We start from the raw sequence: 12,228 nt of genomic DNA, 5'->3' as shown, positions 1-12,228 counted from the left end.
CCTAAAAACCGGTTTTTTTATTAATTGGATATGCGGAGCAGGTTGTTCCCAATCACGGAAACCTTATAAGGCTTCATCGTATATTCAACCTGTGATCCATCACCTGAAAAAATACTGTATTCATAATTTTCGCAGGAACAAACAGCATTTACACCATCGATATCCATCAGCGAACAGGCTGAAGGCACCTGGTTAGGGCAATGTGCATCCCAGGCGCGGTAATCGTTATCGGAAATTTTCATGGCGATGATTGTGATTCCGCTGCCGTTATCAGGGATAATGATGGGGTTTATAGGAGAATTCAGTCCGCTCAGCGTAGGTAAATTCGTATTGATGTTCATCGAAAAAGAGTAATCGGGAAGGAAAGGATTGCGGTATCGTGAACTGCCTCCGGAACAGGCGGCCAGCAATATCATCACAGTAAAAAGAGGTAATATGCGTTTCATGCTAAAAAAATCAGTGGATAGTTGTACGGACAAATTTAAATTAATTAACTTTGGGTTCTCCATGATTAACATATAATTATGGGGCGAACTGAAAAATACTATCTTTGTCAAAAGAAATCCCGTTGCAGATGGGATTTTTTCTATTTTATATAAACGATGAAATTATGAATAACGTATCATACTACACTGCCGAAGGATTGAAGAAACTGAAGGATGAACTCGAGCAGTTGAAAAGCATAGAACGCCCGAAAGCTTCGCAGGCTATTGCGGAAGCACGTGATAAAGGAGACCTTTCTGAAAACGCGGAATATGACGCTGCAAAAGAGGCGCAGGGATTATTGGAAATGCGTATTTCCAAAATGGAAGATTTATATGCCAACGCCAGGCTGATTGACGAGTCGCAACTCGATACGTCCAAAGTGCTCGTGCTTTCAAATGTGAAAATCAAGAACCAGGCCAATGGCATGGAGTTGAAATATACGCTGGTAGCCGAGAGCGAAGCCGACCTTAAAGCCGGTAAAATTTCCGTCACATCCCCCATCGGGAAGGGATTGCTGGGCAAATCGGTTGGTGAAGTAGCTGAAATCACTGTGCCGAACGGCATCCTGAAATTCGAGGTGCTGGAAGTGTCAAGGGATTAATTTTAAAAAATAGTCCACATGCCAAGCATTTTTACCAGGATCATCAACGGCGAACTGCCTTCGTATAAAATCGCCGAAGACGACAATTATATTGCCATACTTGATGTCAACCCGAATACGGAAGGCCATACGCTGTGCATCCCGAAAAAGGAGGTCGATAAGCTTTTCGACCTCGAAGAGGATTTGTACGCGGGATTGATGCAGTTTTCAAGAAAAGTAGCGATTGCCATAGCCAAAACCGTTCCCTGTGACCGGGTAGGTATGGCAGTCATTGGGCTTGAAGTCCCGCATGTACACGTACACCTGATCCCTTTGAACGACATGGGCGACATGCGTTTCCAGAATAAGGTAAAGTTGGAAAAGGAAACGTTTGAAGCTTTGGCATCGGCCATCAGGCAAAACCTGTAAAATGTAACAGTCAAGGTTTCTCTGTGCCTTGCACCTTGAGCCCTGCATCTTTTATTTTCCCGGCTTCCGGAAACTCACCATAATGGTGGTTCCTTTCCCAAGTTCTGAATGCAATACCCTGATTTTGCCGTCGTGGTATTCTTCCACAATCCTTTTTGTAAGTGAAAGCCCCAGTCCCCAGCCGCGTTTCTTGGTTGTAAACCCTGGCTCAAATACACGCCGGAATTGCTTTTTCGGGATGCCTTTCCCAGTATCTGAAATGTAAATCCGAAGGAAACGGTCACCATCGATAATGGCGATATCAAGATTGCCTTTACCACGCATCGCATCAATCGCATTTTTAACGAGGTTTTCCACCGTCCAGCTGTGCAACGCCGGATTGATCATCACCATCACCGGATAATGGGGTGCCGTAAAAGTAAACGCAACCTGGTTTGAAAACCTGGCTTTAAGGTATTCCACGGAAGTTTCCGTTTCAAAAATGATGTCTTTTTCTTCAAGGATCGGTTCGGAGCCAATTTTTGAAAAACGGTCCGCGATGGATTGCAGCCTTACGACATCTTTCTCTATTTCAGTGACCGTGGTTTCATCCACATTATCGGCTTTCATGATTTCGAGCCAGCCCAATAAGGAAGATAAAGGTGTCCCGATCTGGTGCGCGGTTTCCTTCGCCATTCCCGCCCAAAGCTTGTTCTGCGTCGCCATTTTCGTGCTTCGGTAGAAGTTATAAACGACCGTCGCAAAAAGGAAAATAATCAGCAAAAGCGCCACCGGATAATACTTCAGCTTATTCAGCAAAGACGAATCACCGTAATACAAATATTGCGTTTTATCTTTGGATAATCTGGTAACAATCGGATCATTCAGCGATTTCAGCGTGCGGATATAATCGTCCAGTTTTTTCTGGTTCTTCAAAATCGATTCGTCGATGCCATTGGTGTTGACTATCGTATTGTTCAGCGCGAGGATGATCGGGATGCTGGGCGGATGTTGCGCCAAGGCAAACGGCAGTTCAAGATCCGCATTCACATCATTGACATCAATGGAATTGATTTTCTGCTGCGCCAAAGCCCAGTTTTCCAGCTTGATCCGTTCCTCATTCTTGAAAATCTGGAACAGCGCATACGTATTCCACAGGATAAACAACACAATCACAAAAGAAGCGGCGATAATCCCCCAACGTGTAGCATTCCTTCTTTCCGAAAATTCCATGAGTTTAATTTGTGCGTTAAATATAGGGATTTTTATTTTTTTCAGGAGCTGATCCGGCTGTCCGCTATATCTTTTCCTGCCTAAAGAAGGCATGAAAAGGATGCCGCTTCCATCCGGGCTAGGGAATCGTCGCAACATTTACGTACTTTTGCAAAAACGAATTTCCATGCCAAGTTTCGAAACCAAAGAACTTTCGCCGCTGCAATTGCAGGGCTACCTGCAAAGCGCTGTCGGCCCGCGCCCCATCGCTTTTGCCAGTACCATCAACAAAAACGGCATCCCGAACCTGTCGCCTTTCAGTTTCTTTAATGTATTCAGCTCGAACCCGCCGATACTGATTTTTTCACCCGCAAGGCGCGTACGCGACAATACCGTAAAACACACGTTGCTGAATGTACAGGCGACAAAAGAAGTTGTCATCAATGTCGTGAATTATGATATTGTCCAGCAGGCCTCGCTGTCCAGCACCGAATATCCGGATGGCGTGAATGAATTCCTCAAATCCGGTCTTACGCAGGTCCCGTCGGATATTGTAAAACCGTATCGGGTGGCAGAAAGTCCGGTACAGTTTGAATGTAAGGTCAATGATGTCATCGCTTTGGGCGATGGGGGTGGTGCCGGGAACCTGGTGGTTTGCGAAGTGCTCAAAATCCATCTGCACGAATCCATCCTCAATGAAAACGGTGCCATTGACCAGCACAAGATTGACCTCGTTTCCAGGCTTGGAGGCAATTGGTATTCCCGTTCGAATGCGGGGCTGTTTGAAGTGCCTAAACCGCTGACGACCTTGGGCATTGGTGTAGATCAGATTCCTGATTTTGTTAAGGAAAGCGGCGTTTTTACAGGGAACGATTTAGGGAAATTAGGAAACACGGAATCGTTGCCAACTACCGAAGAAATTAATATATTTGTAAAAGCTAACATTGCCGTCAAGGGTGTGCTGAGTGCTGATGATGAGGAGAAAATCCATCTTAAAGCGAAGGAATACCTTGACCATGATGACGTGCTCTCCGCCTGGAAAGTGCTTTTGGCAGAACGGATTTAAACAACAATAAATTACAAGACGATGGAAATTACAGGAAAAATCAAAGTGATCAACGCCGAACAACAGGTAAGCGCCACATTCCGAAAAAGAGAACTGGTTGTTACAACCGAAGAGCAGTACCCACAGCACATCATGATCGAATTCGGTCAGGACAAATGTGACCTGCTGAACAATTACAGGGTGGGGGAACCGGTTAAGGTCTCCATCAATTTAAGAGGCCGCGAATGGGTTAGTCCCCAGGGCGAAACCAAATATTTCAACAGCATCCAGGGCTGGAGGATCGAAAGGATGGCTGCTGAGGCACCAATACATGCAGCGCCTGTAGCTGCGGCACCTGCTTTTGAACCTGCACCTGATTTCAAAGAAGAAGATCACGATGATCTGCCGTTCTAAACAATGATATAATTTAATTATCCTGGCCTGACCGCCAGGATTTTTTTTTGGGATGTATATATTGAATGAAGATTTATTTTTTCCGCCCATTGAAAAGGCTGACAAATTTGGCGTCCTGGCCATTGGCGGCGATCTTTCTGCCGAAAGGTTGACGCTGGCTTATAAACGCGGTATTTTTCCCTGGTTTAATGAAGACGAACCCATTATCTGGTGGGCGCCGCCACAACGGATGGTGCTTTTTCCGGATGAAATTAAGATTTCGAAAAGTATGCGAAATCTCCTGAACCGGAATGTTTTTGAAGTAACACACAACCAGGATTTTGAAGCGGTCATTTCAAACTGCAGCAAAATATACCGTCATGATCAAAACGGTTCGTGGATCACAAACGCGATGATGGAAGCTTATTGCCGGCTTCACGAAGCAGGTCTGGCAAAATCGATTGAGGTATGGCATGAAGGCAAACTTGCGGGCGGATTGTATGGTATTGATCTTGGCCATGTATTTTCTGGCGAAAGCATGTTTTCCATTTTCCCGAACGCTTCAAAAGTGGCATTCATCGCTTTGGCAAAAAAATATGAACTCGTCGATTGCCAGGTACATAATGACCATCTTGAAAGTTTGGGCTGCCGTGAAATCCCAAGAAAGGAATTTATGGACATTCTTTTGAAAAGCTAATTTGATTTTTTCCAGCAGCTGTCGATATGATCGTCGACCATTCCTGTTGCCTGCATATGCGCATACACCACAGTGGAGCCTACAAATTTGAATCCGCGTTTCTTCAGGTCTTTGCTCAAAGCATCTGAAATTGGTGTCGTAGCCTGCACCTGTGATAATCCACGCAAGGTGTTTACAATAGGCTTCCCATCGACAAAACCCCAGATGTACTTACTAAAACTCCCGTATTCCTTTTGGATCGCCATAAATGCCATGGCGTTCGAAACGGCAGCACGAATTTTCAACAGGTTGCGGATAATTCCTGCGTCAAGCATTAAATCCTGGATTTTTGCTTCATCGTATTTTGCAATTTTCTGATAATCGAAATTGTCGAAAGCCTTCCTGAAATTTTCTCTTTTTCGAAGGATCGTAATCCAGCTCAATCCGGCCTGAAAGGTTTCCAGAATGAGGAATTCGAAAATTTTCCGGTCGTCATAAACAGGAACGCCCCATTCTTCATCATGGTATTTTTCATAAAGCGCATCTCCGGCACACCAGCCGCAACGTATTTTTTCGGGCATATTTGATGGTAATAAAAAAGCGCCTTCAAATGAATGAAAGCGCTTTGCTATGAATTTAATAATTATTTTACGACAATCCTCTTAATGCCTTTGTGCTCACCGTCTGTTACGGAAAGTAAATACACTCCTGCCTGGGCATTAGGCAACGCTATGCTTTCATCAAAACTGCTGTTTCCAGCGTAATGTTGATTGAAAATCACCCTTCCACGCATGTCATAAACCATAACCTGGATTTTATCAGAAGAGAATCGGTCAGAATGGATATTGAAAGCCCCATCATTCGGATTCGGATATACGCTGAAATTGAAACTGGCATTGTCCTCAATTCCGAGATTGCCAGTCGTAAATTGTGAAGTTGCCGAATAGGCTCCTGTACAGGCGCTGAAACGTGGCCTTACATGCCAGTAATATGTGGTGTTTGAACCCAGTGAGGTGGTAAATCCGCTTGATGGTACCGTCTGGCTGTGTACAAGATTTACGAAATTGACATCTGTTGCCACCTGGACATCATAACCGTTGGCATCAAACATGTCTTCAGTCCAATCCAAAACTACATTTGTAGCCTGGTTTGTAGAGAAATTGGCAGGCGTGTTCAGGTCAATAGTAGCAAAAGATATACTTGTCGCTACCAGATACAGGTTCACCGTTTTTGTTGTAGCACCTGATGTAGCGGTGACTACCATTTGGTAAATGCCGTTCACCATTCCTGAAGTGTCAGAAATAGTCATGTTCACACTACCACCAGCACTTATAGGGTTGGGTGAAAAAGTTACTGTTGATCCGGGAGGATTTCCTGTAACGCTTAAGGTAGTGCTTCCGCTAAAGCCTGATAATGCGGCATATGTCAAAGGATAAACAATAGTGCTTCCTGCACAAGCGGTCTGGTATTGTTTACCGGCAACACCTGCAAAAGCAATTGAAAATGTTGACGGAGCACTCGTAATAGCGAAGTTTGTATTTGACACATCATAAAAAATATTGTCATTCGCCCTTACCATAATACGGTTACTCGTACCAACAGTATTCGGGATAGTGATGACTTCTGAACCATCATTTGGTACGCCGCTCGCCAGCAGGGTAGGGAATGTGGAACCTGAATTGCTTGAAGCATAGATGTCAACAAAATTACAGTTGATCCCATTGGCTGTCGTTCCTGCCACATCCCAGGTAACGGTTTGGTTCGAACCTGAAGCATATGACACGACGCTGTTTGGCGAAGTCACCACGAATGGCCCTACATTAGCAGTGGTGACAGTCATGTTTTTTCGTGCGGTCTGCCCGCCATCTATGTTATTATCGCGCACAGTAAGTGCAAAATTCATTGTCCTTGCTACAGAAGGGACCACTTCAAAGTTCGGTGTAATATTATTGGCAAGTACGCTTGAAAGTACAGGCATGTATCTTTCAGGTGACGCGGAAGGGGTCCTCGACCTGAAGTTTGGACCTCCCGTATTTGTGGCTATTGGCGGGGCGGATTTTGCTACCGTGTTCGTATCCCAATGGTCATTCTCTTCCCAGCAATAAGTCAGCGAATTGCCCTGCGCGTCCGTAGCATCACCTTTCAATATAAAAGGAGTGCTTTTCGGAATCGTATAATTAGGAATTGGGGCAATAACAGGCGGGGTGTTGACCATAGCCATATTTGCAGCGCAATTCCCTCCCGACGCGACATAAGCATCGATTTCCTGCAAACTCATGAAGCTGAAATGCGCATCAGAGTTGTTTTGCACATTATTACCGGCATTACAAATTCCGGCATATGCCATAATCGTGGTGCCACTTCCTGGCTCAATAGCGGTTTCAAGGTTTTTATTTGTTTCACAAGACCCGCTTCCGGTAAAGTCACTGTTAAAAGTGTGATTGCCGCCAAATTGATGCCCCATTTCATGCGCGACGTAATCAATATCAAAAGCATCGCCTACCGGACCTCCGGAGCCTGTGACACCCTTGGCTTTACTGGAGCTATTGCATACACCTCCACGAAATGCTACTCCGCCGCCTCCGGTTGAAAAGACATGCCCGATATCATAATTTGAACTGCCAATATTTGAATCTACAAAACTCTGATTCTGGTTCAACATCGCACCACCACTGGTATTTGTAAAAGTGTCTGATGTAATGTTAATCAGCACATCATTATTAGAAATCAAGTTCATATGGATCGCCAGGTCCCGTTCATAAACACCATTTACACGGGCCATTGTAACTACCATTGCTGCAAGTACAGCGGCTTTTTTCTGAGCCAGCGTACCTGACGACACCCCTGCTGCATTCACATGAAAAGTGGCATACTCTATCGTACAGGCAAGGGCAAGCCTGTAAGTGCGGTAAATCTGTGTGCTGGATTGTGTAGTATTCGGGTTGCGGTTCTGCTCATTTGATTTTTCTGCCATAAAACATTCAAATGACGGTGGTGACTGTACCTTATTCCTGTTGTAGACCATGTATTTGCTCAGGTCTTTAGTGTAAGGCTCAATGAAAACGTTGTTATGGTTTCCTGACAAGGTCATTGTGTGTAGCCCGAAAATGGTAGTCGTAAAACAAATTGTGGCGGTGGCATCATCCACTCCGACACCCACATATGATTTAATGTCCGGATATTTTGCAGCCAGTGCAGGATCCATTACTGAGGATTCGAAAACCCTGTAGTTTTCCAATTCACCGGTTTCATTTGGGAATGGAAGCAATACGCCGGCTTTGGTTTTGTTGTCTTTGCGGTCAGGAGCGCCGGCCAGCCTTGATTTTAGCTGGTTCAGGTCAAGGGAAAAAGCCTGGAACTCGCTTGGGATCGATCTTTTTGCCAACTTTTCGGAAACAGGGGTCTTGTCTGCTGTGATTTTTGTCCACAAATTACCCTGTTGGGCATAAGCGCCGAAAAATAAATTGAAAAAAAGAGTGAGAAGTAGAATTCTTTTCATTGCATAAAGGTTTAATTTTCAGTCAAATTTAGTAAATTCCGTAGAACTATAGCTCAAAATAACCTGCTTTTTAAGAAATAAGATATTTCTTTCTCAATATAAATTTAAGTTTGATAAATGCCTGTAATTTGGGCAGATGGTATAAATTTGCAGTATAAATGCACAAGCTTGAAAGTTTTTAATTCCATTGATGATTTCACGCCAGGTAACGGCACCGTAGTGACCCTCGGGACTTTTGACGGCGTGCATACCGGACACCGGAAAATCATAGAGCGGCTCATGCAAAGCGCGGGTGCCGGACTGGAAACACTGTTGTTGACTTTTTTTCCACACCCCCGCGTGGTGCTGCAGGAAGGAAGCGATATCAGGCTTCTGAATACCATGGCAGAAAAATGTGAATTGCTTCAACAGACGGGTTTGGATAATCTTGTGATCCATCCGTTCGATAAAAATTTCTCAAGGCTTACCGCGGAAGAATTCGTAAGGGACATCCTCGTTGCAAAATTCAATATCCGGAAAATCATCATAGGCCATGACCACCGCTTCGGAAGGAACCGCACCGCCGATATCAACGACCTGATCGGTTTTGGTGAAACTTATGATTTTGAGGTGGAACAAATTTCCTCACTCGAAATCAATGACATCTCCATCAGTTCTACCAAAATCAGGAATGCATTGATTTCCGGCGAAATAGCGCTGGCAAACCAATATCTTGGCTATGATTATTTTTTCAGCGGTACCGTTGTTAAGGGCCGCCAGTTGGGCCGTCAGCTCGGTTACCCTACGGCAAACCTCTATATCAGCGACGATTATAAACTGATTCCGGCCATCGGGATTTATGTCGTCAGCAGTTTCATTGACGGGCAAAAGGTGTACGGTATGATGAGTATCGGGACAAATCCTACCGTGGGTGGGACTTCACAAACCATAGAAGTGAATTATTTTGATTTTGAAAAAGACCTGTATGATCGTGAGATTACGGTTTCTGTACTTTGCAAAATCAGGGATGAGGAGAAGTTCGGTACGATTGAAATGCTTCAGCACAAACTCCGTGAAGACAAAGAATTCTCGCTTTCATATATAGGAAACAGAAAATCAGAATCTTAACTCCCAAGTCATTTTCTGCTTAAATGATTATTAAAAGTTTATTAAAATGGGAATTTTGTAAGGCCATTTGAAAAGCTTTGCAAAGATTAATTCGTAATTTTAGGTTGTATAAGATAAAACATCTTTTTACATTAACCAAAAACCGGATTATCATGAAACTATCTAGAGAATTCATCAACGGATTTATCATTTTCTTAGGAATAGGAATTTACTTTTTAATTATGGATGCGCTGGGCCTTTCCAGCCATTTTTACCTGCGGGTGCTCAACGTCTTTATTGTGATTTACGGGGTCAACCGGACGCTGAGCCAAAATTATAATGATGGCATAAGGGGATACAATACCAACCTGATTTCGGCAATCATTACTTCCATGATTGGCGCGATATTAAGTGTGGCAGGATTATTGTCTTTAATCTATTACAAGGGAGGAGAGACATATCTGCAAAACCTGTCGGATGAATTTCTTTTTGCCGGAGGCGGCATTTCCATTTATACGTATTGTATAGGGTTGCTGTTTGAATCCGTAGCCGCTTCGATGATTGTTTCCTTCTGCCTGATGCAGTTCTGGAAAAACAAAGTCGAGAAAATAAATCGTGTCGACTAATCATATCACATATAAAATTTAAAGAAGGCCGTCATTATATGGTCTTTTTTTATGTGAAATCCTCTCATTCAAACTTTGCCGCAGGATGTTTTTCCGTTCCGGGTGAATTCGTTATTTTTGAACCAACATTAAAACAAGTTTATGAGTGTTTCAAGAAACGACTGGACTAAAGACGAAATTATCGCAATCTATAATAAACCGATGATGGACCTGCTCTTTGAAGCGGCAACCGTTCATCGCCAATTCCACGACCCGAATGTAGTACAGGTATCCACGTTATTGTCTATCAAGACCGGCGGCTGCCCAGAAGATTGTGGATACTGCCCGCAAGCGGCACGTTACCATACTGAAATTGAGGGCAATGACCTGATGACCGTCAGCCATGTCAAAGCACAGGCTTTGCGTGCCAAGGCAAGCGGGTCATCGCGTGTGTGCATGGGCGCAGCGTGGCGAAATGTAAAAGACGGCCCTGAGTTTGACCAGGTACTCGAGATGGTGCGTACGATCAACAAGCTCGATATGGAGGTATGCTGCACTCTAGGCATGCTTACGGAGAACCAGGCGCACAGGCTTGCTGAAGCCGGACTTTATGCATACAACCACAACCTTGATACGTCCGAAGAATATTATAAGGAAGTCATTTCAACGCGTGGGTTTGAAGACCGTCTGCAAACCATCGAGAATGTGCGTAAGACCAACGTCACTGTCTGCAGCGGCGGAATCATCGGGATGGGTGAAAGCATTGAAGACCGTGCAGGAATGCTCGTCGCTTTGGCAACATTAAGCCCGCAACCGGAATCCGTGCCGATCAATGCCCTTGTTGCTGTGGAAGGCACGCCAATGGAAGAAGAGAAGCCTGTCGAAATCTGGGAAATGATCCGTATGGTAGCCACTACAAGGATTGTCATGCCGCAAACACAGGTAAGGCTTTCCGCTGGGCGGATGAATATGAGCCGTGAAGGGCAGGCGATGTGCTTTTTTGCCGGAGCAAACTCCATTTTTGCCGGAGACAAATTACTGACCACGCCAAATCCGGATGTCAATGAAGACATGAAGATGTTTGAAATGCTGGGATTGATTCCGCAGAAACCTTTCGTAAAAGCCGCACAGCCTGAAACTGTAGAGGCAGATCAGTCAAAATTCAGTGCTTTAGGCGAAAAGCCAAAATGGTCGCGGCCAGGCCATACGATCGAAAGAAATCTTGAGGCATCACAAAAATCGAAAGTCTGATATGTTTCGGTTTTGTTAAATATATATTATTAAAAATTTTGGTTTTTTAACTTTGCCTTTGACACCATCAAAGGCATTTTTTTAATTTATTTCGTTTGCAACTCCGTTTATGAGTCTGAACTTAACCCAAATTGAACGCGTAAAGACTATCACCAAAGTAGATTTTTACAATAATTATGTAAAGAAACAGAAACCCGTTGTGGTAGAGCAGCTCGTTAATGACTGGCCCGCTTTCGCTAAATGGGATTTGAACTATATCAAGGCAGTCGCCGGAGACAAGATCGTGCCGTTGTATGATGACCGCCCGGTGTCACATACTGAAGGTTTCAACGAGGCCCACAAGAAGATGAAGATGTCTGAGTATGTTGACATGCTTCAGTCCGGACCCACGAATTACCGTATCTTCCTTTACAATCTGATGAAAGAAGTGCCGTTGCTGAAATTCGATTTTAAATGGCCAGATATCGGGCTCAGGCTGATCAGGCAATTGCCGATGCTTTTTTTTGGCGGGGAAAATTCTAAAGTGTTCATGCATTATGACATTGATTATTCGAACATCCTTCATTTTCATTTCCATGGAAAAAAGCGCTGCGTGATTTTTCCGCAAAGCGAAACCAGGTTCATGTATAAAGTGCCTCATGCACTGATTGCAAGGGAAGACATCGACTTTGACAATCCCGATTACGAAAAATGGCCCGCACTTAAGAATGCGAAAGGCTTTGTGTGCGACCTGAACCATGGAGAAATGCTCTACATGCCGGAAGGGTATTGGCATTATATGAAATACTTGACTCCGGGATTTTCGATGAGCCTTCGTGCGTTTCCGCGCAATGCGATGAATTTATCCAAAGCAGTTTACAATATCCTGATTATGCGCCATTACGATGTTTTTATGCGCAAATGGAAAGGTCAGGAATGGATTGATTATAAGAATGAGCAGGCGGTTATCAGGACCAACAATAAACTGGCGAAATAATCCCATTAAAA

At 44.2% G+C, this 12,228-nt stretch carries 13 protein-coding genes; 9 read left to right on the top strand and 4 right to left on the bottom strand.

Annotated features, from left to right (window positions below; translation table 11 throughout):
- Positions 1–20: 20 nt before the first annotated feature.
- On the bottom strand, positions 21–446 hold the full coding sequence (locus HYN49_RS02525) for a Rieske (2Fe-2S) protein (RefSeq protein WP_108902650.1): 426 nt from the start codon (positions 444–446) through the stop codon (positions 21–23).
- Positions 447–610: 164 nt separating this feature from the next.
- Between HYN49_RS02525 and greA the strand changes: the two genes are divergently transcribed.
- Positions 611–1,087 (top strand): transcription elongation factor GreA, encoded by a 477-nt coding sequence (greA, locus tag HYN49_RS02520; RefSeq protein WP_108904923.1) that lies wholly within the window; start codon positions 611–613, stop codon positions 1,085–1,087.
- A gap of 18 nt (positions 1,088–1,105) precedes the next feature.
- Positions 1,106–1,495, top strand: coding sequence for an HIT family protein (locus HYN49_RS02515; protein WP_108902649.1), 390 nt, complete (start codon positions 1,106–1,108; stop codon positions 1,493–1,495).
- A gap of 51 nt (positions 1,496–1,546) precedes the next feature.
- Here the strand turns inward: HYN49_RS02515 and HYN49_RS02510 are convergent, their stop codons facing one another.
- Positions 1,547–2,707, bottom strand: coding sequence for a sensor histidine kinase (locus HYN49_RS02510; protein WP_108904922.1), 1,161 nt, complete (start codon positions 2,705–2,707; stop codon positions 1,547–1,549).
- 166 nt (positions 2,708–2,873) lie between these two features.
- Here HYN49_RS02510 and HYN49_RS02505 point away from each other — a divergent pair, with 166 nt between their 5' ends.
- The 3 genes from HYN49_RS02505 to aat are packed head-to-tail and all read left to right on the top strand — an operon-like array spanning position 2,874 to position 4,821.
- Positions 2,874–3,752, top strand: a complete 879-nt coding sequence (locus HYN49_RS02505) for a flavin reductase family protein (protein ID WP_108902648.1) — start codon at positions 2,874–2,876, stop codon at positions 3,750–3,752.
- Positions 3,753–3,773: 21 nt separating this feature from the next.
- Positions 3,774–4,145: a DUF3127 domain-containing protein gene (locus HYN49_RS02500; protein WP_108902647.1), complete on the top strand. Its 372-nt coding sequence runs from the start codon at positions 3,774–3,776 to the stop codon at positions 4,143–4,145.
- A gap of 52 nt (positions 4,146–4,197) precedes the next feature.
- Positions 4,198–4,821, top strand: coding sequence for a leucyl/phenylalanyl-tRNA--protein transferase (gene aat / locus HYN49_RS02495; protein ID WP_108902646.1), 624 nt, complete (start codon positions 4,198–4,200; stop codon positions 4,819–4,821).
- Here the strand turns inward: aat and HYN49_RS02490 are convergent.
- Positions 4,818–5,381 (bottom strand): DNA-3-methyladenine glycosylase I, encoded by a 564-nt coding sequence (locus HYN49_RS02490; protein WP_108902645.1) that lies wholly within the window; start codon positions 5,379–5,381, stop codon positions 4,818–4,820. The two genes, aat and HYN49_RS02490, sit on opposite strands and share 4 nt — an antisense overlap.
- Positions 5,382–5,443: 62 nt before the next feature.
- Positions 5,444–8,299 carry a reprolysin-like metallopeptidase gene (locus tag HYN49_RS02485; RefSeq protein WP_108902644.1) on the bottom strand — a complete coding sequence of 952 codons (2,856 nt, stop codon included), beginning with the start codon at positions 8,297–8,299 and terminating at the stop codon, positions 5,444–5,446.
- A gap of 168 nt (positions 8,300–8,467) precedes the next feature.
- Here HYN49_RS02485 and HYN49_RS02480 point away from each other — a divergent pair, with 168 nt between their 5' ends.
- The 4 genes from HYN49_RS02480 to HYN49_RS02465 all read left to right on the top strand — a co-directional run bounded on the left by HYN49_RS02480 (position 8,468) and on the right by HYN49_RS02465 (position 12,217).
- Entirely contained in the window at positions 8,468–9,406 is a 939-nt protein-coding gene (locus HYN49_RS02480) for a bifunctional riboflavin kinase/FAD synthetase (RefSeq protein ID WP_108902643.1), read from the top strand.
- Between the two features lie 152 nt (positions 9,407–9,558).
- The gene (locus HYN49_RS02475; protein WP_108904921.1) at positions 9,559–10,011 is read left to right on the top strand and encodes a hypothetical protein; all 453 of its coding nucleotides are present in this window, start codon (positions 9,559–9,561) and stop codon (positions 10,009–10,011) included.
- Positions 10,012–10,152: 141 nt separating this feature from the next.
- On the top strand, positions 10,153–11,241 hold the full coding sequence (bioB, locus tag HYN49_RS02470; protein WP_108902642.1) for a biotin synthase BioB: 1,089 nt from the start codon (positions 10,153–10,155) through the stop codon (positions 11,239–11,241).
- 109 nt (positions 11,242–11,350) lie between these two features.
- The gene (locus HYN49_RS02465; RefSeq protein WP_108902641.1) at positions 11,351–12,217 is read left to right on the top strand and encodes a cupin-like domain-containing protein; all 867 of its coding nucleotides are present in this window, start codon (positions 11,351–11,353) and stop codon (positions 12,215–12,217) included.
- Positions 12,218–12,228 lie beyond the last annotated feature (11 nt).

The organism is Flavobacterium pallidum, from assembly GCF_003097535.1.
Lineage (GTDB): Bacteria > Bacteroidota > Bacteroidia > Flavobacteriales > Flavobacteriaceae > Flavobacterium > Flavobacterium pallidum.
This window is presented reverse-complemented; position numbering and strand designations above follow the sequence as displayed.

What these genes read in the sequence shown, in the direction of transcription:
- HYN49_RS02525 (WP_108902650.1), bottom strand. Translation starts at nt 446, where the DNA reads ATGAAACGCATATTACCTCTTTTTACTGTGATGATATTGCTGGCCGCC.
- greA (WP_108904923.1), top strand. Translation starts at nt 611, where the DNA reads ATGAATAACGTATCATACTACACTGCCGAAGGATTGAAGAAACTGAAG.
- HYN49_RS02515 (WP_108902649.1), top strand. Translation starts at nt 1,106, where the DNA reads ATGCCAAGCATTTTTACCAGGATCATCAACGGCGAACTGCCTTCGTAT.
- HYN49_RS02510 (WP_108904922.1), bottom strand. Translation starts at nt 2,707, where the DNA reads ATGGAATTTTCGGAAAGAAGGAATGCTACACGTTGGGGGATTATCGCC.
- HYN49_RS02505 (WP_108902648.1), top strand. Translation starts at nt 2,874, where the DNA reads ATGCCAAGTTTCGAAACCAAAGAACTTTCGCCGCTGCAATTGCAGGGC.
- HYN49_RS02500 (WP_108902647.1), top strand. Translation starts at nt 3,774, where the DNA reads ATGGAAATTACAGGAAAAATCAAAGTGATCAACGCCGAACAACAGGTA.
- aat (WP_108902646.1), top strand. Translation starts at nt 4,198, where the DNA reads ATGTATATATTGAATGAAGATTTATTTTTTCCGCCCATTGAAAAGGCT.
- HYN49_RS02490 (WP_108902645.1), bottom strand. Translation starts at nt 5,381, where the DNA reads ATGCCCGAAAAAATACGTTGCGGCTGGTGTGCCGGAGATGCGCTTTAT.
- HYN49_RS02485 (WP_108902644.1), bottom strand. Translation starts at nt 8,299, where the DNA reads ATGAAAAGAATTCTACTTCTCACTCTTTTTTTCAATTTATTTTTCGGC.
- HYN49_RS02475 (WP_108904921.1), top strand. Translation starts at nt 9,559, where the DNA reads ATGAAACTATCTAGAGAATTCATCAACGGATTTATCATTTTCTTAGGA.
- bioB (WP_108902642.1), top strand. Translation starts at nt 10,153, where the DNA reads ATGAGTGTTTCAAGAAACGACTGGACTAAAGACGAAATTATCGCAATC.
- HYN49_RS02465 (WP_108902641.1), top strand. Translation starts at nt 11,351, where the DNA reads ATGAGTCTGAACTTAACCCAAATTGAACGCGTAAAGACTATCACCAAA.